General features: G+C 72.4%; 19 protein-coding genes. 10 read left to right on the forward strand and 9 right to left on the reverse strand.

The features are described from left to right. Positions 1-146 precede the first annotated feature (146 nt). The 3 genes from ELQ40_RS17025 to ELQ40_RS17035 all read left to right on the forward strand — a co-directional run bounded on the left by ELQ40_RS17025 (position 147) and on the right by ELQ40_RS17035 (position 3,334). A complete protein-coding gene (locus ELQ40_RS17025) occupies positions 147-1,205 on the forward strand; it encodes a hydroxyacid dehydrogenase (RefSeq protein ID WP_205649373.1) in 1,059 nt (352 codons plus the stop codon). A 180-nt stretch (positions 1,206-1,385) separates the two neighbouring features. Further along, the gene (locus ELQ40_RS17030) at positions 1,386-2,462 is read left to right on the forward strand and encodes a substrate-binding domain-containing protein (protein ID WP_127794757.1); all 1,077 of its coding nucleotides are present in this window, start codon (positions 1,386-1,388) and stop codon (positions 2,460-2,462) included. Further along, on the forward strand, positions 2,459-3,334 hold the full coding sequence (locus ELQ40_RS17035; protein WP_127794758.1) for an NAD(P)-dependent oxidoreductase: 876 nt from the start codon (positions 2,459-2,461) through the stop codon (positions 3,332-3,334). The genes ELQ40_RS17030 and ELQ40_RS17035 overlap by 4 nt, the downstream gene beginning before the upstream one ends. 744 nt (positions 3,335-4,078) lie before the next feature. Here ELQ40_RS17035 and ELQ40_RS17040 read toward each other — a convergent pair. Then, positions 4,079-4,765, reverse strand: coding sequence for a TrmH family RNA methyltransferase (locus ELQ40_RS17040; protein WP_127794759.1), 687 nt, complete (start codon positions 4,763-4,765; stop codon positions 4,079-4,081). A 43-nt stretch (positions 4,766-4,808) separates the two neighbouring features. Between ELQ40_RS17040 and ELQ40_RS17045 the strand changes: the two genes are divergently transcribed. The 5 genes from ELQ40_RS17045 to ELQ40_RS17065 all read left to right on the forward strand — a co-directional run bounded on the left by ELQ40_RS17045 (position 4,809) and on the right by ELQ40_RS17065 (position 9,516). Further along, positions 4,809-5,480, forward strand: coding sequence for a metal-dependent transcriptional regulator (locus ELQ40_RS17045; RefSeq protein ID WP_127794760.1), 672 nt, complete (start codon positions 4,809-4,811; stop codon positions 5,478-5,480). A gap of 46 nt (positions 5,481-5,526) precedes the next feature. Then, the gene (locus tag ELQ40_RS17050) at positions 5,527-7,173 is read left to right on the forward strand and encodes a cyclic nucleotide-binding domain-containing thioredoxin-disulfide reductase (RefSeq protein ID WP_127794761.1); all 1,647 of its coding nucleotides are present in this window, start codon (positions 5,527-5,529) and stop codon (positions 7,171-7,173) included. Then, positions 7,170-7,502: a UBP-type zinc finger domain-containing protein gene (locus tag ELQ40_RS17055; RefSeq protein ID WP_127794762.1), complete on the forward strand. Its 333-nt coding sequence runs from the start codon at positions 7,170-7,172 to the stop codon at positions 7,500-7,502. Before ELQ40_RS17050 ends, ELQ40_RS17055 begins: the two co-directional genes overlap by 4 nt. Positions 7,503-7,696: 194 nt before the next feature. Continuing rightward, positions 7,697-8,752, forward strand: a complete 1,056-nt coding sequence (locus tag ELQ40_RS17060; protein ID WP_127794763.1) for a RimK family alpha-L-glutamate ligase — start codon at positions 7,697-7,699, stop codon at positions 8,750-8,752. Beyond that, positions 8,719-9,516, forward strand: coding sequence for an HAD-IIA family hydrolase (locus ELQ40_RS17065; protein ID WP_127794764.1), 798 nt, complete (start codon positions 8,719-8,721; stop codon positions 9,514-9,516). Before ELQ40_RS17060 ends, ELQ40_RS17065 begins: the two co-directional genes overlap by 34 nt. 50 nt (positions 9,517-9,566) lie before the next feature. Here ELQ40_RS17065 and ELQ40_RS17070 read toward each other — a convergent pair whose 3' ends face one another. Both ELQ40_RS17070 and ELQ40_RS17075 read right to left on the reverse strand, forming a co-directional pair. Beyond that, positions 9,567-10,289, reverse strand: coding sequence for a CoA pyrophosphatase (locus ELQ40_RS17070; RefSeq protein ID WP_127794765.1), 723 nt, complete (start codon positions 10,287-10,289; stop codon positions 9,567-9,569). Further along, complete coding sequence (locus tag ELQ40_RS17075) at positions 10,286-10,852, reverse strand: GNAT family N-acetyltransferase (protein ID WP_164863681.1); 567 nt, start codon at positions 10,850-10,852, stop codon at positions 10,286-10,288. Before ELQ40_RS17075 ends, ELQ40_RS17070 begins: the two co-directional genes overlap by 4 nt. A gap of 115 nt (positions 10,853-10,967) precedes the next feature. On the opposite strand from ELQ40_RS17075, the gene ELQ40_RS17080 reads away from it, so the two are divergent. Beyond that, entirely contained in the window at positions 10,968-11,837 is an 870-nt protein-coding gene (locus ELQ40_RS17080; RefSeq protein ID WP_127794767.1) for a sulfurtransferase, read from the forward strand. Positions 11,838-11,870: 33 nt separating this feature from the next. Here the strand turns inward: ELQ40_RS17080 and ELQ40_RS17085 are convergent, their stop codons facing one another. The 6 genes from ELQ40_RS17085 to ELQ40_RS17110 form a co-directional block, all read right to left on the reverse strand. Next, positions 11,871-12,377, reverse strand: coding sequence for a rhodanese-like domain-containing protein (locus ELQ40_RS17085; RefSeq protein ID WP_127794768.1), 507 nt, complete (start codon positions 12,375-12,377; stop codon positions 11,871-11,873). Positions 12,378-12,478: 101 nt separating this feature from the next. Further along, positions 12,479-13,762 carry a M18 family aminopeptidase gene (locus ELQ40_RS17090; RefSeq protein WP_127794769.1) on the reverse strand — a complete coding sequence of 428 codons (1,284 nt, stop codon included), beginning with the start codon at positions 13,760-13,762 and terminating at the stop codon, positions 12,479-12,481. A gap of 10 nt (positions 13,763-13,772) precedes the next feature. After that, complete coding sequence (locus ELQ40_RS17095; protein ID WP_127794770.1) at positions 13,773-14,708, reverse strand: DnaJ domain-containing protein; 936 nt, start codon at positions 14,706-14,708, stop codon at positions 13,773-13,775. Positions 14,709-14,768: 60 nt separating this feature from the next. Next, positions 14,769-15,572 (reverse strand): FadR/GntR family transcriptional regulator, encoded by an 804-nt coding sequence (locus tag ELQ40_RS17100; protein WP_127794771.1) that lies wholly within the window; start codon positions 15,570-15,572, stop codon positions 14,769-14,771. Further along, entirely contained in the window at positions 15,493-16,506 is a 1,014-nt protein-coding gene (locus ELQ40_RS17105) for an alpha/beta hydrolase (protein WP_127794772.1), read from the reverse strand. Before ELQ40_RS17105 ends, ELQ40_RS17100 begins: the two co-directional genes overlap by 80 nt. Continuing rightward, complete coding sequence (locus tag ELQ40_RS17110) at positions 16,503-17,831, reverse strand: MFS transporter (RefSeq protein ID WP_164863683.1); 1,329 nt, start codon at positions 17,829-17,831, stop codon at positions 16,503-16,505. The genes ELQ40_RS17105 and ELQ40_RS17110 overlap by 4 nt, the downstream gene beginning before the upstream one ends. Before the next feature lie 230 nt (positions 17,832-18,061). Between ELQ40_RS17110 and ELQ40_RS17115 the strand changes: the two genes are divergently transcribed. Then, entirely contained in the window at positions 18,062-18,490 is a 429-nt protein-coding gene (locus ELQ40_RS17115) for a DUF1761 domain-containing protein (RefSeq protein ID WP_127794774.1), read from the forward strand. Positions 18,491-18,499: the final 9 nt, after the last annotated feature.

Here is an 18,499-nt window from a genome sequence, read left to right on the forward strand (position 1 = left end):
CGTGGGAGGTTTCGGAGGGCGGTGCACCACGTCGTGACTCGATCATCATTCAACTCAGCAATCAGTTTTGCAAGTCGTTCCGTGAATTTCTTTCTTTTAGTTTCAATAAGTTGAAGTTTGATCTTCGCTGTGATGCAATCGCTGCCATGACGATCAGCCCAGTCGCCGCAACCCCGGCAGGCTCCCCAGGCATCGCCCGTCGGCCCCGCGGCCTCGTGGTCATGGGCTCGACGCACTTCGGCGACCTGTTCGACGCGAGCCGTCTCGCGCGCCTCCGCACGCTCGCCGACATCCGCGGACCGCTGCCCGGCGCCCGATTCGACGCCCCCGGCGCCGCCGCCGAGCTGGCAGCCGCCGAGATCCTCGTCACGGGATGGGGTTCGCCTCCGCTCACCGAGCAGGTGCTCGCGGCGGCACCGAACCTCCGCGCCGTCTTCTACGCGGGGGGCTCGGTGAAGCACCACGTCCACGCGTCCGGCTGGGAGCGCGGACTCATCGTCACCTCCGCCGCGACCGCGAACGCGACACCGGTCGCCGAGTTCGCCCTCGCCACGATCCTCCTCGAGGGCAAGCGCACGCGACAGTACGTCGAGGGCTACCGCATCCATCGCGACGGCGACGACCGCTGGCGGCGCGCGATCGCCCCGACCGTCAACCTGGGCGGAACCGTCGGCATCGTCGGGCTCTCCCGGGTCGGACGGCGACTCGCCGAACTGCTGCGCCCCTTCGACTTCGAGGTGCTCGCGGCCGACCCGACGACGGACGCGCCGCAGGCGGCGGCCCTCGGCGTCGAGCTCGTACCGCTCGACGACCTGCTGCGACGCTCGGACATCGTGAGCCTGCACGCGCCCGAACTCCCCGAGACTCGCGGGCTCATCGACCGGCGGAGGCTCGGCCTGCTGCGCGACGACGCCGTGCTCGTGAACACCGCACGTGGGGCGCTCGTCGACACGGACGCGCTCGTCGACGCGTGCCGCCACGGGCGGATCCGCGCCGTGCTCGACGTCACCGAGCCCGAGCCGCTGCCGGCGTCCTCGCCGCTGTACGACCTGCCCGCGGTGCAGCTGACCCCGCACATCGCCGGGGCCATGCACGGCGAGACCCACCGGCTCGCGGACTCCACGCTGGACGACCTCGAGCGGTACGCCGCGGGCCTGCCGCTGCACTGGGCCGTCGATGCTGCCGGGTTGGACCTCCTGGCGTGAGGCCGGCCCGAACCCGCCCCGCGCCGCGCGCACCGCGCTCGACCCAGCGCAACCGCACGAATCCGCACGAACCGCACGAGATCGGAACTCCGCGTGATCGATAATGTGAACCATCTGGAGGCACCGGCAGCGGCGATCCCGCTCCCGGGACCGACGCCTCCCGCGCCGGAAGGACTCGCCATGCTCGCCGCCGAACGCCGTGCCCGCATCCTCGCACGTGCGCAGGAGGACGGCGCCGTGCAGATCGCCCGCCTGGTCGAGGAGCTCGGCGTCTCGCACGTCACCATCCGCCGCGACCTCGACGCACTCGTGGACGAACGCGTGCTCGACAAGGTGCGCGGCGGTGCGATGCTCCGTCCCGGCGGCGAGGACGCCGGCTCCCAGCACCCGGCGCAATTCGACGGAACGATCGGCGTCCTCGTCCCGACGTCGTACTACTACCGCCACGTCGCCTCGGGCGTGGCGGAGACGCTTCGGGCCCGCGGCGGTGAGATGCAGCTCGTCGTCTCGGAGTACGACGCGGACGCCGAGGCCCGCCTGCTGGACGAGCTCGTCCGCGACGCGGTCGCCGGGATCCTCTTCGCGCCCTCGATCCAGCTCGACGACGACGGCGCCGCACTCCGCCGGCGACTCGCCGAGCTCCCCGTGCCGGTCGTGCTCATCGAACGCCGCCTCCCGGGCGGTGGACTCGGCGGGTGCTCGTCGGTTCGGACCGCGCACGAACTCGGCGCGGCAGGGGCCGCCGAGCACCTCATCGGGCTCGGCCACCGCAGGCTCGCGATCGTCAGCCGCGGCCGCACGCAGAGCGCGGACTTCGTGCGGAGCGGCTGGCACGATGCCCTCCGCCGCGCCGGCCTCGACGACGATGCGCTGGTGCTCGGCGCGGACGAGCTCGGACTCGGTCCGAGTTGGCCGGCCGGCGGGGTCGAAGCCGTGCTCGAGCGCATCCGCGAGCACGAGGCGACCGCGCTGTTCTGCCACGGCGACGAGAACTCGCTCCTCGCGCTCATGCAGCGCGCCCGCGGGCTCGGACTCTCCGTCCCCGACGACCTGTCGATCATCGCCTACGACGACGAGATCTCGGCGCTCGCGGATCCGCCGCTGTCCGCGGTCGCCCCGGACCGGGCCCGGGTCGGAGCGCTCGCGACCGGCATGCTGCTCGACCGGATCTCCGACGCATCCGACGCCCCGGTCGTGCACGCCCAGGTCGAGCCGCGGCTGAACATCCGCGCCTCCACCGCGCCGCCCCGCCGATGAGCCTCGACCCGCGCCGCGTCCTCGTCACCGGTGCCGGAGGTCGGATCGGTCGAGCGGTGCTCGCGCTGCTCGCCGACCGGGGCATCGGCGCGACCGCGCTCATCAGGTCGGAGTCGGATCACGACGCCGTCTCGTCCCTCGGAGCCGACCGGGTCCGGGCGGGCGATGCCGGCGACCCCGCGACCGTCGACGCCGCGATCACCGACGCGGACGCGGTGATCCACCTCGCGGCCCGCCCGTCCCCGAACGAGGGGACGCACGTCGAGGTGTTCAGCGAGAACACCCGCGCGACGTACGTCGTGCTCGACGCCGCAGCGCGGCACGGGATCCGGCGCGCATCGATCGCGAGCAGCTACGCGGTCGGCGGCCTGCCGTTCGCGACGAAGCCGCTCGCCGTCCCCTACGTGCCGCTCGATGCCGCCGCGGTGCTGCAGCCGACGGACCCGTACGCCCTCGCGAAGCGCACCGACGAGCTGACCGCCGACATGTTCGCCCGCCGCGACGGGATGTCGGTCGTGGCGATCCGGCTGCCCTTCGTCGGTTCGGGCGACGACAAGCTCGCCGCACAGGCCGATCGGCTCGCCGAGGATCCGGCCGCGGGTGCCTCGGACCTGTGGAGCTACCTCGACACGCGCGACGCGGCGCGCGCCATGTTCGCCGGGCTGCACGCCGCCCTCCCCGGCGCCCACGTGGTGTACGTCGCCGCACCGGACGTGCTCAGCCCCCTCGACACGGACGCGCTGCTCGACGCCCATCACCCCGGCGTTCCGCGCCGGCACCGGTTCCCGGGGCGGCAGGTGCCGATCGACCTCGCACCCGCCGAGCGCCTGCTCGGCTTCCGCGCCGAGCACACCTGGTCGTGGGAGCGGTGACGGAGGTCCTCCGCGTCTCCACGGGCCGGGTGGATCTGGGCTTCCTCCCCTCATTGGGCGGGCGGCTCTGGACCATTCGGGTCGACGGGACGGAGCTCCTGTGGCGCGACGAGGATGCCTGGCGACGCCCGGAGGGCGCGTGGATCAACGCGGGGGGCACGAAGGCCTGGCCGGCCCCGCAATCCCGCTGGGGCGGCCCGCCCGGCCCGATCGACGGGGCACCGTTCGCGGTCGAGCTGACCCGCCACGGCGGCGCCCAGCACCTCACGCTCACGTCCGATCCGGATCCCGCCACCGGTCTCGAGGTGGAACGACGATTCGTCCTTCCCCCGGGAGACGGCACCCGGTTCCGGCAGCGCACCGTGTTCCGCAACCGCACCGACCACGCGATCGAGTGGTCGATCTGGGAGGTGTGCCAAGTACCCGCCGGCCCGGGGGACACGGTGTACGCGGCGACGTCGGGCGGCGCGCCCGTCGACCTCGGCGGCGGGCTGCCCGTGACGGCGAACGGCCCGCTGCGACACGTCCCGCTGCACAAACGGACGGGCAAAGTCGGGTTCCCGGACGCCACCGGGCTCGCCGGGTTCCGCCGCGCCGACGGGTCCGGATTCGACTGGCGATTCGATCCCCAACCCGGCTCGCCGCATCCCGATTCCGACAGCCGGGTCGCCGTCTACACGAGGGCGGCGACCGACGACGACGCGGCCGCGTACGCGGAACTCGAAGCCATGACCGCGATCACAGTCATCCCCCCGGGCGGGCGGATCGTCCAGCGCCTGGACTGGTCGATCGTGCCCCGGCCGCGTGAGCCAGGATCCACGAGTGCATCGCGATCGCCGCGGCGGCGCTCGCGTTCAGCGACCGGGTCGAGCCGAACTGCGTGATCTCCACGACGATGTCGGCCGCGGTTTGCGCCTCCGGGGAGAGCCCCGGCCCCTCCTGTCCGAACAGCAGGACGCAGCGCGCCGGCCACACGAACGATTCGATCGGCACGGCGCCCTCGACGTTGTCGACCGCGATGATCGGCACGGATTCCCCGTGCGCCCACTCGACGAACGCCGCGACGTCCTCGTGGTGCGCGAGGTGCTGGTAGCGGTCGGTGACCATGGCGCCGCGCTTGTTCCAGCGCCTCCGGCCGATGATGTGCACGGTGTCGGCGGCGAACGCGTTGGCGGTGCGCACGATGGAGCCGATGTTCATGTCGTGCTGCCAGTTCTCGATCGCGACGTGGAACGGATGCCGCGTGCGGTCGAGGTCGGCCACGATGTCCTCGAGCCGCCAGTACCTGTATCGGTCGACGACGTTGCGCGAGTCGCCGTGCTCGAGCAGGTCGGGGTCGTAGTGCGGGTCGGCGGGCCACGCCTCGCGGCCGCCGGGCCAGGGGCCGACCCCGTGCGTGGGCAGCTGCGGCTCGTCGTGCTCGGGTTCCACGGCCTCAAGCGTAGGCGGAACCCCGCCCGGTATCCTGAGCCCGATGCCGAGAGCCGAGAACCCCGCGATCGAGGACTACCTGAAGACGGTGTACGCGCACACCGAGTGGCAGGTCGACCCGATCACGCCGTCGGTGCTCGCGGCGAAGCTCGGCGTCGCGCCGTCGAGCGTGACCGAGATGGTCAAGAAGCTCGCCGCGCAGGGGCTCGTCACGCACGCGCCGTACCGGGCGATCCGGCTGACCGACGTGGGCCGAGACCGCGCGCTGGCCGTCGTGCGCCGTCACCGCCTCATCGAGACGTGGCTCGTCCAGGAGTTCGGCTACGGCTGGGACGAGGTGCACGACGAGGCCGAGGTGCTCGAGCACGCCATCAGCGACCGGCTGCTCGAGGCGATCGACGAACGCCTCGGCCGCCCTCGACGCGACCCGCACGGCGATGCGATCCCCTCGGCCGACGGCACGCTCCCGTCCGAGCCGTTCGTACTGCTCGCCGATGCCCGCATCGGCCATGTCGGCAGCGTCATCCGGATCTCCGATCGCGACCCCGCCACGCTCCGCCTGCTCGACGAGGCCGGCATCCGACCCGGATGCGAACTGCGCGTGACGGATGCCGCTCCGGATGCGACCTCCGTCGCACTCGTGTCCGGCGGAGACGCGCACCCCGGCGTCGCCCTGACGCCTTCGGCAGCCGAGTCGATCTGGCTCACCGCCTGACAGGTTGACCCTGCCGTTTCCGGCGATCGTCGTGCAGCATGGGGTGATGGGTACGGTCGACCCCCGCATCGCGCCACCGCTCACGGACGACCAGTGGGAGCGGTTGCGCTCCTACGGCGTCCCGCAGGACACCGTCGAAGGCGATGTCCTCTTCCACGCCGGCGACCGCTGGGTCGACCTGGTGCTCGTCGAGACGGGTGTCGTCGACATCGTGCGCGACCGCCTGAAGTGGATCGAGGAGACGCGGATCGCGAGCCTCGGCCCACGCACGTTCGTGGGCGAGCTCGGGTTGCTCAACGGCCAGCGCTCGTTCCTGACCGCGCGGGTCGTCGAGGCAGGCCGGGTGCACCGCATCGACCACGCGGCGCTCCAGCGGCTGATGGCGGAGGACGACGAACTGTGCGACCTCATGCTGCGCACGCTCTGGGCCAGGCGCGAGGAGCTGCGGCGTGGGCCGGCGGCCTGGACGCTCAAGATCATCGGGTCGGCGCATTCGCGCGAGGTCACCGCGCTTCGGCGGTACGCCGACCGGCTCGACCTCGTCTACAGCTTCTTCGACGCCGACGAACCGGCGAACCGCGAGGCGATCGCGAGCCACGGCTTCCCCGACGACGCCTTCCCGGTGGCGATCGTGCAGGGCAAGGACCTGCTGCGGGCGACCCCGGGACTGCTCGCCGAGGCACTCGGCCTCGCGTACGCCGCCGAGGACGATGCCGCCGTCGACCTCGCCGTCGTCGGTGCCGGGCCGGCGGGTCTCGCCGCGGCGATCTACGGCGCATCCGAGGGCCTTCGCACGGTCCTGCTCGACGGCGTCGCACCCGGCGGCCAGTCGTCGGCGACGAGTCGCATCGAGAACTACCTGGGGTTCCCCTTCGGCGTCTCGGGCGACGACCTCACGGCGCAGGCCTCGCTGCAGGCGTTCAAGTTCGGCGTCCGCATCATCGCCCCGTGCGAGGCGATCCGACTCGAGCCCGCCGCCGACGGGCTCCGGATCACGCTCGCAGACGGGGCCGTCGTCCTCGCGCGTGCCGCCGTGGTCACCACCGGGGTGTCGTACCGGTCGCTTCCCATCGATCGGTGGGCGGAGTTCGAGGGTGCCGGCATCCACTACGCGGCATCGGCGCTCGAGATCCGCCAGGTCGCCGGGTCCGAGGTCGTCGTCGTCGGCGGCGCGAACTCGGCCGGCCAGGCTGCGCTGGCCCTGGCCGCGAGCGGATGCCGCGTCCGGCTGGTCGTTCGCGCCCCGGAACTCGGCGCCCAGATGTCGAGTTACCTCGTCGAGCGGCTGCTCGACGACGCCCGGATCGATGTGCTCACGGGCACCCAGGTGGTCGGCCTCGAGGGTGGCGGTGACCTCGAACGCGTCCGGCTCGCGGGCGGGCACGAGGGCGAGGTCGACTGCCGCGGACTGTTCTGCTTCATCGGCGCCGAGCCCGCGACGGACTGGCTGGTCGGGGTCGAGCGCGACGAACGGGGGTTCATCCGCACCGGGGCCGACGTCGTCGGGCTCGACGGCGCCTGGCGGGACCTCGGCCGGATGCCGCTGCCGTTCGAGACGTCGGTGCCCGCGGTCTTCGCGGCCGGAGACGTCCGCCGTGGATCGATGAAGCGCGTCGCGGCGGCGGTCGGCGAGGGCTCGAGTGCGGTGGCATCCGTGCACCGTGCGCTGGCCGCGATGGAGGTGTTCGCATGAACGGGCAGGCGGTCGCGCCGCCGCCGTCCGGCGATGGATGCGTCGAGTGCCTCGACCGCGACGGGTGGTGGGTGCACCTGCGACGCTGCGTCGAGTGCGGACACGTCGGATGCTGCGATTCCTCGCCCATGCGCCATGCGCGGGCGCATGCCGCGGAGGCGGGGCATCCGGTCGCGACCTCGTTCGAGCCGGGCGAGGACTGGTTCTGGGACTACGTCGAGGAGGTTCCCGCCCCGCCGGTTCCGTTGTCGCCGCCGCGATCGCGCCCCGCGGACCAGGCGGTTCCCGGCGGTGATCCGCCGCCGAACTGGCGCGAGCTCATCCATTGAGCCCGGCTCGGAAGTGAGCCGGCCGCCCCGGACGTGATCCGCCCGGCTCGGACCGCCCGCCTCAGGGCTGCCCCGGATGCCCGTCCGGGTCGCTCAGGTCAGGCTGATGGTCCGGCCGCGGTACGGTCCGCCGGCCCGTCGACGGGAGGACCCATGCACGCGCCGATCCCCGCAGCCGTCAGCGGTACGGCCGCATGATCCTGATCGCCGCGAGCCGCGACGACGCCCACGCCGCAGCGGTCGCCGACCGACTGCTGACCCTGCGGCGACGCGTGATCCGACTCGACCCGGCCGAGCTCACCGAGTCGTCGTCGCTCGAGCTATCGTTCGGCGGCGGGCACCACCCCGAACTCCTGCTCCACTCGCACCGCGACTCCGATACGGCGGGCGACATCGACCTCGCCCGCGCGAGCGTCGGATGGTGGCGGCAGCGCAGCGGGCGCCCGTCTCCGTCGGTCGGCGGCGAGCGCGCCCGGGCGGAGTCGTTCGCGGTCGCGGAAGGGGTCATCGCCTCGCTGGCGTTGGACTGGCTGAATCCGCCCGCGGCGGACAGCGCCGCCAACCATGCGGTGCTGCAGTGGACGATCGCCGCCGAACTCGGCTTCGCCCTCCCCCGGACGATCGTGACGCGGAACCCCGACCGGGCGCGCTCCTTCGCCGACGGACTCCCCGGGCGATCGCTGGTGACCAAGTCGCTCCGCCCGCACGGCGACGGCGCGGAGGAGATCCGCCGCCTCGACCCCGGCGATGACGACGCGTTCGAGCACGTGCGTGCGGCGCCGACCCTGATCCAGGAGTACGTCGAGGGGGTCGACCTCCGCGTCGTCGTCGTCGGCGAGCAGGCGTTCGCCGTCCGGATCGAACCGCCCCTCGACCCGATCGACATCCTGCTGCCCTGGGATCTCCGTCGTGGCGCGGGGACCCCGCGCGTGACCGCGGTCGCCCTGCCGGGCCGCCTCGACGAGGCGCTCGTCGGATTCGTGCAGCGGCTCGGCCTCGGCCACGCCACGATCGACCTCCGCCGGACCGACGACGACCGACACGTCGTCCTCGACCTGGACCCGTCGGGGGCGTGGTTGTTCATCGAGCGTGCGACCGGGCTCCCGATCACCGACGCCGTCGCGGGCCGCCTCGCGGAGCGCGACCAGGACCCGCTCCTGCATCCGTCGGCGGCGGCGTTCACGGCCTCGTCATCGTCGCGCCCTACGCTTGGAGGATGGGACACCGCAACGAGGTCGAGTGCTGGCTGACCGACATGGACGGCGTGCTCGTCCATGAGAACCATGCGCTGCCCGGAGCGGCGGCCCTGCTCCAGCAGTGGGAGGACTCCGGCACGCCCTACCTGGTGCTGACGAACAACTCGATCTTCACCGCCCGCGACCTGTCGGCGCGGCTGCGCGCGTCGGGTCTCAACGTGCCCGAAGACCGCATCTGGACCTCCGCGCTCGCGACGGCCGACTTCCTCCGCCAACAGGTGCCCGGCGGCTCGGCGTTCGTCATCGGCGAGGCGGGCATCCTCACCGCGCTGCACGACGCCGGCTACATCATGACCGAGACCGACCCCGACTTCGTGGTGGTCGGCGAGACCCGGAACTACTCGTTCGACGCGATCACGAAGGCGATCCGGTTGATCGGCGCGGGCGCCCGGTTCATCGTCACGAATCCGGATGCCACGGGCCCCTCGGCCGACGGCCCGCTTCCGGCCACGGGAGCGATCGCGGCCCTGATCACCAAGGCCACCGGCAAGGAGCCGTACGTCGTCGGCAAGCCGAACCCCATGATGTTCCGCTCGGCGCTCAACAAGATCGGTGCGCACTCCGAGAACACCGCGATGATCGGCGACCGCATGGACACCGACATCGTCGCCGGCATCGAGGCGGGCCTGCACACGGTGCTCGTGCTCACCGGCATCAGCGACCAGCGAGAGATCGAGCGCTATCCGTTCCGCCCCGACGAGGTGCTGCAGGGGGTCTTCGAACTCCTCGACGAGGAGCCGGGCGAGAGCGACCTGTAGGGCGGTACCCCGCGCGTCAGGCGGTCCGGAGCATCAGGCGGTCCGGAGCATCAGATGTTCCGCAGCTCGTACTCCCGGCTGCGATCCCACGGTTCGGTCCAGCCGAGCGCGTCGAACACCTCGTCGAGGATGCGGCCGGTGAACCCCCACACCAGGTGCTCGACACCGGCGACCGTGACGAGCCATCCCGGTCCGCGCCACTCGTGGCCGTCGCGGCGGATGACGGTCATGACGCGGTTGCCCGGGTCGAGCAGGTCGGCGACCGGCGTACGGAACACGTGCGACGACTCGGCGAGGTCGACGACCCCGACGGGCGACTGTTCCGCCCACCAGCCGAGCACCGGGGTCACCCGGTGGCCCGAGAAGGGCATCGGCAGGCCGCGCAGCTCGCCCAGCACCTCGACCCCCGTCGGATCGAGCCCGGTCTCCTCTCGGGCCTCGCGCAGGGCGGCCGCGACGGAGTCGACGTCGCCCGGGTCGACCCGGCCGCCGGGGAACGCGACCTGGCCGGCGTGCGAGCGCAGCGTCGCGGCCCGCTCGAGAAGGAGCACGTCGAGGTCGCGGGACACGGCCGACGCCTGCGCCGTGTGGTCGGACGGGCGGCCGTCGAGCACGCCGAACAGGATGAGCACGGCGGCCTCGCGAGCCGGCTCGAGCTCGGGACCGGTGGGCTCGGCAGCCCAATCGCGGAACAGCGTCGGATGCCCGATGAGCGCGGCGAGTTCGTCGCGCGCGAAGCGCCCGTCGTGCGCCGAACGCTGTCCGTGCGTCATCCCGCCGCGATCCCGGCTCGCGCCGTCGCCGGTGCGACGTCGATCCCGTACGCGAGGATGACGATGCGAACGCCGTCGGACCGATCGAACGCGAAGTCGCGCTCGGGAATCCGCTCGAATCCCATCCGCTCGTAGAGCCGCTGCGCACCGCGCATCTGGGTGCCGGTGTTGAGCACGACGCGACGGAGGCCGCGCTCCGCGGCGAGCGCGAGCACGTGCCGGACCATCGCCTCGCCGACGCCGCGTCCGCGAGCGGAGCCGGCGACGCCGAGGAACCGGAAGTCGAGCTCGTCGTCGTGGACCGCGACACCCGACAGGCGAACGCCCTCGCGCGGCGTGGTCACCGTGCCGAGCAGTTCGCCGGTCACGACGTTCTCGGCGACCCAGACCTCGTGCTCGCCGTCGCGATCGCCGACGGCCTCAATCTCGTCCAGGTACTCGGGCGCGAGCCGGTAGTCGGCCGCGTAGGCGTCTCTCGCCAGGCGACCGACGGATTCGACCTCTTCGGCGCGGAGGCGGCGGATCAGCAGGGGCGCTGCGGCCCGTTCGGCGGTCGTGGTCACCGATCCACGATACGCCGGTTCCCTGAGCACCGGCCCGGTTCACGCCGCAGCGGGCGGTTACGGCCTGTTGCGCCCGGCCTGTTCTCCGCGGATGCCCGGGCGTAGCGTGCCCGGCATGACCTCGCTCGAACTCCCCTCCGCACTCGTCTCGGCCGACTGGGTCGCCGAGCACCTCGGCGACGAGCGGCTCGTCGTGGTGGACGCGACGGTGATCGGCTCGCAGACCGAGGCCGGGTTCCGCTGGCTCTCGGGCCTCGACGCCTACCTGGTCGACGGCCATGTGCCCGGCGCGGTCTTCGCCGACCTGATCGAGTCGTTCAGCGACCCCGACGGTCGCTTCTCGTTCGCCCGCCCCGACCTCGATCGGCTGCGGGATGCCGCGACCGAGCTCGGCATCGACGACTCTCGCACGGTCGTGGTCTACGACGCATCCCTGGGCCAGTGGGCGACACGCCTCTGGTGGCTGCTGCAGTCGGCCGGGTTCCCGCACGTCGCGGTCCTCGACGGCGGTCTCGCACGCTGGGTCGCCGACGGCCGCGCACTCGAGACCGGTTACGAGGCTCCGTCGCCCGCCGGCCCCCTGACCCTCATCGAGCAGTCGGGGTGGTGGGCCGACGGCGACGAGGTGCGGCGCATCGTCGACGGTGAAGCGGATGCCTCGCTCGTGTGCGCGCTGCCCCGCAGCGACTTCGCCGGCGAGACCGGCCGCTTCTCGCGCCGGGGGCACATCCCCGGCAGCGTCAGCGTGCCGGTCTCCTCGGTCGTCGACCGGGAGACGAAGCGGTTCGTCGACGACGAGGCGCGCGACTCCGCCGTCTCCGAGGTCGGCGACGGCCGCGTCGTGCTCTACTGCGGTGCGGGCATCGCCGCCACCGGAACCGGCTTCGTCCTCCGTCAGGCGGGCCGATCGGATGTCGCGGTGTACGACGGATCGCTCGACGAGTGGAGCGCCGACCCGACCGCGCCGCTGGTCACGCTCGCGTGACCGGGCAGCCCTCCCGACGGCTGCGCGCCCGGGTCAGCAGGCGCAGCTGATCGGCTGCGCCGCGAGTTCGCCGCGCGGCAGCACGGCGGTCGACACGTTGGTGAGCGGGTCGGGCGTCGCCTGCCCCACCACGCCGTCGGCCTCGATCGGGAACCCCTCCCGAGCCCAGTACTCGAAGCCGCCGATCATCTCCTTGACCGGGTGGCCGAGCAGGGCGAACTCGAGCGCCGCGCGCGTCGCCCCGTTGCATCCCGGTCCCCAGCAGTAGACGACGACCGGGGTACCGGGTTCGACGATCGCTGCGGCCCCGTCGCCGATGCGTCGGGTCGGCAGGTTCACGGCCCCGGGCACGTGGCCCTGCGCCCAGGCGGCGTCGCTGCGCGTATCGATCAGCGCGAATCCGGCGTCGCCGGACTGCAGCGCGGCATACACGTCCGAGACATCCGATTCGAACCCGAGCCGGCCGCGGAAATGCGCGATCGCGTCCTCGGCGGTGGCGACGTGCTCGAACAGGGGGCTGGCGGTGCGGACCTCGGTCATACGACCACCCTGCATCCCCGTCCCGGATTCCGGCGGTCCGCATCCGGTCACCCGTCGGCGAGATCGCGCCATTCGGTGGCCGGTGGGCCGCTGCCGGCGCTTCACTCCCCGGCGAGGAACTCCGCGACGGCGCGCCCGAGGCCGACGAGGTCATCGACGTGCGCGAGCTCGCGCGCCGAGTGCATCGACAGCAGCGGCACGCCGACGTCGACGGTGCGGATGCCGAGCCGCGTCGCCGAGATCGGCCCGATCGTCGACCCGCACGGCACGGTGTTGTTCGAGACGAACGGTTGCGTCGCGGTTCCCGCGCGGCGGCACACGGCCTCCCACATCGCCGACCCGACCGCGTCGCTCGCGTAGCGCTGGTTCGCGTTCAGCTTGAGCAGCACGCCCTCGCCGAACAGGGGACGCGTCGCCGGGTCGTGCTTCTCGGGGTAGTTCGGGTGCACGGCGTGGCCGGCGTCGGCCGACACGATCCACGAGCCGGCGATCGCTTGACGCCGCTCGTCGTCGCTCGCGCCGAGCGCCGACGAGATGCGGCCGAGCACGTCCTCGAGGAAGGGGCCGGCCGCGCCCGATCGCGAGGCCGACCCGAGCTCCTCGTGGTCGAACGCGGCGAGCACGCTGACGTGCCCGGCGCGCTCCCACGCCGCGTCGGCGGCGGCCTCGATGCCGACGAGCCCGGCGAACACGGAGGTCAGGTTGTCGAGCCGGCCCGAGGCGAAGAACGCGTCGTCGCGACCGAACCGCTCGGGCGCGGTCGTCGGTGCGGTCAGCACGTCGAAGCCGGCGATGTCGGCGGCGTCGATGCCCGCGTCCGCGGCGAGCAGTTCGAGCACGTCGCCGCCCTCGCCGGCGGCCCAGATCGGCTGCACGTGCCGCTGCCGGTCGAGGGTCAGCGCCTTGTTGGCCTCACGGTCGAGGTGGACGGCGAGCTGCGGGATGCGCAGCATCGCGCCGGTGCGCACGAGGTGCTCGTCGCCGCCGATCGTCACGATCCGGCCGGCGAGCTCGAGCTCGCGGTCGAGCCAGGAGTTCAGCAACGGGCCGCCGTACACTTCAACACTCGCCTGGCTGAACCCGGCGGCCTCGGTCGTCGTCGTCGGCTTCAGCTTGAACCCCGGCGAGTCGGTGTGCGCACCGAGGATGCGGAACGGCGCGGTCGCGCTCGCGGCCGGCGGCTGGACCCAGGCGATCACGGCGCCGTCGCGCACGACCACCCGGCGTCCCGGGCCGGTCGGCCAGGCATCCCGCTCGTCCAGTCGTTCGAAACCCGCCGACTCGAGGCGACGGGCCACCGCCTCGGCGGCGTGGTACGAGGAGGGCGAGGCCTGGATGAACTCCGAGAAGTCGGAGACGTACGCGTCGGTCGAGGTCACGGGCATGGAAACGACCCTATGCGAAGCGCACGGCGGCCTGCAGGCGCGCCCGCACCTCCATGACCTCGGTGCCGCCGATGTGCGCACTGCCGGGGAGGCCCTCGCGGATCGCGCTGACCAGTCGAGATCGGCGCACCAGCGCCACGGTCGCCCCGCGCAGGCTGCCCCCGACCTGCAACGGCTCGACGGCGTGCTCGTCGGGGACGACGACCACGAGCGCGGTCGGCTTCACCCGGGCCGCGCGGCCGATCGCCTTCGCCCTCGCCCCGAGCGCCCGGAACGGCCGCTCGCCGTCGAGCCCCTCGCCGATCAGCTCGCCGCGCTTGAAGGCGACCGGCGCACCCCAGTCCTCGGACTGGATCGCGAACAGGCCCGTCGGCCCGAGCACGAGATGGTCGAGTTTCGGGGGCAGGCCCGGGCCCGCGGCATCCGTCGCGAGGTCGTGCCAGATCGTGTAGGCGATGCCGAGGTTCGGCAGCGCCCGCGCGGTGGCCTCCTCGGCGATGGCGTCGGCGAGGAGGTGGCGCAGGTGCCTCGGTGCGCTGCGCACGAGCGCCGGGTCGTAGGGGTCGTCGAGCTCGACGCCGCGGCCGACCCACTCCCGGACGAGTTCGAGGTAGCGCCCGCGCGAGAGCCCGCCGGGATGACCGTGCGATCGCGCGAGCGGTCGCGAGTCGCGGCGCGGCCGGGGCGGCGGCGGGGCCCACGCGGCGCTCGTCGCATCCGCGGCGGCGGCTCCGCCACGTCCGCGGTCGAACGCGGCGCGCGCGTCCGGGGTGCCGACGAGCACCCAGGCGCGCTGCACCGCGTGGAACTCCGTGGTGCTGCCGCCGGTGTCCGGGTGCGCCCGGCGCAGCGCGCGGCGGTACGCGACGCGGAGCGCGGCGTCGTCGGCGTCGAACGGGACGCCGAGGATCTCGTACGGTGACGCGGAGAGCGGACTGTCGGGCATGGGCTCGCTTTCGGGATGCCCCACGAGACTACCCGCGCGACGCCGGGGGTATGCCCGGAATCACGCGCTGGACGATGACGGGCTCGACGATCGCGATGCCGACCGCCGCTGCCCGAGCGCGAGCGCGTCGAGCGCGGACGCCCAGAGATCGTCGCTCATCCGAGCGGTGCGCAGCTCGGCGTGTGCGGAGATGATGTGCTCGACACCGTCGAAGTAGGCGTGAACGGCGGCGCGCGCGCGGTCGGCATCGCGATCGACGAGCGCATCCGCGATGGGCGCCCAGGCGCCGCGGATCGCCCTCAGCTCGGGGAGCAGCTCGGCGCCGTACCCGATCGAGAGCGAGGTGAGCTCGATGACGAGGGCGTCCAAGGTCCCGACCAGCACCTCGAGCAGCGGCTCGTGGGCTGCGCGCGCGAGGCCCGAGAGGAATGCCGCCGCGTGATCTGCATTCGTCGCCGCATCGGAGGCAGGTTCGACACGGCTCAGCTCGGAGAGTCTCTCGAGGTCGCCGGCCTGCGCGCGCTCGACTCCGAGTTCGACGACGCGTACATGCAGGTGCCGGCTGAGTTCGACGACGTCCGAGAGCGGCACCACGCCGAGTCGCATGACGGTCCCGAGCGATTCCGACACCAGGGTCGACGGCATCAGGTGGACGAACGCCCCGCTTCCCTGACGCACCTCGACGAGACCGACGGCGCCGAGCGCCCGGATCGCCTCGCGAACGGTGTTGGGGCTGACGTCGAACTCACCCGCGAGTTGACGTTCCGTCGGGAGGCGCTCTCCGTCAGCCCACTCTCCGGAGAGGACCCTCCGGCGCAGTTCGTCGAAGATCTGGTCGGACGCCCGACGTCGCTCCAAGGTCATCGGGCCTCCTGCCGATCCGGTGCTCCGATCCTAGGCGCCGCACGATGCCCGCCACGGTGTCGACGACGGTGATCGCCTCGACGAATACGCCGCCGAAATTGGTGAACGCGTGGGGCAGACCCGCCAGGTCGATCGAGGTGACGGGCACGCGATCGCGCCTGAGGGCGTCGACGTAGTCGCGGCTCTGCTGCGCGAACGGATCGAGATCGGAGGTGACGACGACGGCTTCGGGAACACCTCGGTGATCGTCCGCGCGTGCCGGGCTGACATCGGCGTCGCGGGCACCGGCCCGCTCCGCGAGGTAGAGCGAGACCACCCAGTCCAACGTGCGCTGCTCGCGCTCGAGGTCGAGCAGCTCCTCGGCGCTCGCGCTCGAGACGACCGGAGCCGAGAGATCGTACAGCCCGCAGAGCAGCACCTGCATGGCGACCAGGTCCGGGCACCGCCGAGCGACGGTCGTGGCGAGCGTCGCTCCGGCACTGTCCCCGCCGATGCAGACCCGCTCCGGCGAGATCCCGAGCGCGGCGGCCTGTCCGGCAACCCACCTGAGCACCGACTCCGCGTCCGAGAGGGCGGCCGGGTGCTGATGCTCGGGAGCGAGACGGTAGTCGACGGAGATGACCACGCAGCCCGCCCCGACGGCGAGCCGCCTGCAGACCGGATCGGCGGTGTCGAGCGTGCCCCGGACGAAGGCGCCCCCGTGCAGGTACACCATGACCGCGCGGCCGACCTCGCCCGGTGCGGGATCGTACCGTCGCACGCGGACCCCGGCGACGTCGAGGTCGTCGACGAGCTCGACGGGCGGAACCGGCCCGATGAGCGCGGGGCTCGAGGAGAGCGCGTCGCGGAAGCCCGCGACGCCCAGCGCCGCGGGGTCGATCGCGGCGCGTTCCAGGAAGACGCGCGCTCGCGCGGCTCCGTCGACCGAACTCATCGGATCTCCGCCTCGACGGACGTGGCGTCCGTGCGCGCGACGGCAATCGCGTCCGCGGGCTCGGCCGCGGCCTCGGCCGCGTGGAAGCCCGTACCGCGCGCGGCCGAGCGCTGCAGCACGAACGTGGCGACGAAGCCGACGGCCGCCGCGCCGACGAGGTAGACGGCGACCGCGAACCCGCTTCCCGTGGTGACGACGAGGGTCTGCGCGAGAACGGGGGCCAACCCCCCGCCGACGACGTTGCCGAAGTTGAAGGCGAGCGAGCTGCCGCTGTAGCGCCACACCGGATCGAACGTGCGACTGATCATCGACGCCTCGGGGCCGAACATGAGCGAGTAGGGCAGCAACGCGAGCGCCAGCAGCACCAGCGACGGAGCACCCGCGCCGCTCTCGATCGCGACGAAGAATGCGACCGTGACCACCGAGATGCTGATCGCGCCGATCCGCCAGATGAGATACGCGCCGAATCGGTCGGCGAGAAGTCCGGCGAACGGCGTGGCGATCCCGCCGAGGACCGCCGCGATCATGACCGCTGCCAGCACCCCCGCGCTCGAGATCTCCTTCGTGGGCGCGTACGACAGCACGAACGACGTGAAGATGAAGACCGACACGCTCGATCCCGCCTTCACGAGGATCGCGCTCACCAGCGTCACCGGCTGATTCCGGACGACCTCGACGAGGGGACGGCGCACCAGCGCGTGTGCGCTCATCGCTCGCTCGAAGACGGGCGTCTCCTCGACCTTGAGCCGCAGATACAGCCCGACGAGCAGCAGTACCGCGCTCGCGAGCAGCGGGATCCGCCAGCCCCAGTCGAACAGCACGTCCGGCGCGAGCCGCACCTGCAGCATCAGCACGGCGAAGTTCGCCAGCGCGAGCCCCCACATCGCGCCCGACTGCGGGAAGGCCGCGAGCAGTGCCGCGCGCGCCGCGCGCCCCGACTCCATCGAGAGGAGCGTGGCTCCGCCCCATTCGCCCCCGAAGCCGACGCCTTGCACCACGCGGCAGAGCAGCAGCAGCACCGGCGCCCAGATGCCCACCTGCTCGTACACCGGCAACGCGCCGGCTCCGACCGTGCCGATCGCGACCATGACCAACGTGACGAGCATGATCGGCTTGCGTCCGATCCGATCGCCGAGATGGCCGAACACGATCCCGCCGATCGGGCGCGCGAGGAATCCCACGAAGTAGGTGCCGAACGCGAGCAGGATGCCGGTCGCGGGATCGGATCCGGGGAAGAACAGGGTCGGGAAGATCAGCGCGGAGTACACGCCGAAGATGATCAGGTCGTACCCCTCGATGATCGCGCCGATCGTCGAGGCGGACACTGCGCGCCGGGTCCGGGCACTGGACACCGCATCACCACGTTGTGACATAGGGACTCCAATTCATTGAGTAACTCAGGTAGTTCTATCACCAACGGCCCGAGCCTGCAACACGCTCGGTCGCGTGCGCGTCGACCGGACGGGCGCGCACCGACGATGACGCACTCGTCTCCGAGGCATCCTCGCCGCTAGAATCCGGGCAACGGCCGCCGGCCGCCCGAGGAGGTCCGCGCATGTTCGTCGACGTCAACTACTGGGCGGTCGTGCTCGCGACCCTCTCGACCCTCGTCATCGGTTCGGTCTGGTACACGCCGAAGGTCTTCGGCACACGTTGGGCCGAGCTCGCGAAGGTCGACCTCGAGAAGGTCGGCAGCGGGGTCGGGGCCATCCTGACGACCGTCGTCGTGAGCTTCATCAGCGCCTGGGTCCTCGCGATCTTTACGCAGACCGCCTGGCTCGCGTACGGCGGCGGATACCTCGTGCTCGCCATCATGGTCGGGGTCATGCTCTGGGCGGGCTTCACCGCCGCCCGGTTCATCACGCACGACGCGTTCGAGGGCAGGCCCCCGCAGCTGACGCTGCTGAACATCTCGCACGAGCTCGTGACCGCCGTCGTGATGGCGATCATCATCGGCGTCTGGCCGCCGGCCGGCACCGTCTGACGCCGCTGC

It is taken from the genome of Agromyces sp. LHK192 (assembly GCF_004006235.1).
Lineage (GTDB): Bacteria > Actinomycetota > Actinomycetes > Actinomycetales > Microbacteriaceae > Agromyces.

Bases quoted from the DNA above. Each gene is read 5' to 3' on its own strand.
- ELQ40_RS17050 (WP_127794761.1), top strand. From the start codon at position 5,527: ATGGGTACGGTCGACCCCCGCATCGCGCCACCGCTCACGGACGACCAG.
- ELQ40_RS17085 (WP_127794768.1), bottom strand. From the start codon at position 12,377: ATGACCGAGGTCCGCACCGCCAGCCCCCTGTTCGAGCACGTCGCCACC.
- ELQ40_RS17060 (WP_127794763.1), top strand. From the start codon at position 7,697: ATGATCCTGATCGCCGCGAGCCGCGACGACGCCCACGCCGCAGCGGTC.
- ELQ40_RS17035 (WP_127794758.1), top strand. From the start codon at position 2,459: ATGAGCCTCGACCCGCGCCGCGTCCTCGTCACCGGTGCCGGAGGTCGG.
- ELQ40_RS17055 (WP_127794762.1), top strand. From the start codon at position 7,170: ATGAACGGGCAGGCGGTCGCGCCGCCGCCGTCCGGCGATGGATGCGTC.
- ELQ40_RS17045 (WP_127794760.1), top strand. From the start codon at position 4,809: ATGCCGAGAGCCGAGAACCCCGCGATCGAGGACTACCTGAAGACGGTG.
- ELQ40_RS17090 (WP_127794769.1), bottom strand. From the start codon at position 13,762: ATGCCCGTGACCTCGACCGACGCGTACGTCTCCGACTTCTCGGAGTTC.
- ELQ40_RS17070 (WP_127794765.1), bottom strand. From the start codon at position 10,289: ATGACGCACGGACAGCGTTCGGCGCACGACGGGCGCTTCGCGCGCGAC.
- ELQ40_RS17095 (WP_127794770.1), bottom strand. From the start codon at position 14,708: ATGCCCGACAGTCCGCTCTCCGCGTCACCGTACGAGATCCTCGGCGTC.
- ELQ40_RS17025 (WP_205649373.1), top strand. From the start codon at position 147: ATGACGATCAGCCCAGTCGCCGCAACCCCGGCAGGCTCCCCAGGCATC.
- ELQ40_RS17030 (WP_127794757.1), top strand. From the start codon at position 1,386: ATGCTCGCCGCCGAACGCCGTGCCCGCATCCTCGCACGTGCGCAGGAG.
- ELQ40_RS17115 (WP_127794774.1), top strand. From the start codon at position 18,062: ATGTTCGTCGACGTCAACTACTGGGCGGTCGTGCTCGCGACCCTCTCG.
- ELQ40_RS17065 (WP_127794764.1), top strand. From the start codon at position 8,719: ATGGGACACCGCAACGAGGTCGAGTGCTGGCTGACCGACATGGACGGC.
- ELQ40_RS17105 (WP_127794772.1), bottom strand. From the start codon at position 16,506: ATGAGTTCGGTCGACGGAGCCGCGCGAGCGCGCGTCTTCCTGGAACGC.
- ELQ40_RS17100 (WP_127794771.1), bottom strand. From the start codon at position 15,572: ATGACCTTGGAGCGACGTCGGGCGTCCGACCAGATCTTCGACGAACTG.
- ELQ40_RS17080 (WP_127794767.1), top strand. From the start codon at position 10,968: ATGACCTCGCTCGAACTCCCCTCCGCACTCGTCTCGGCCGACTGGGTC.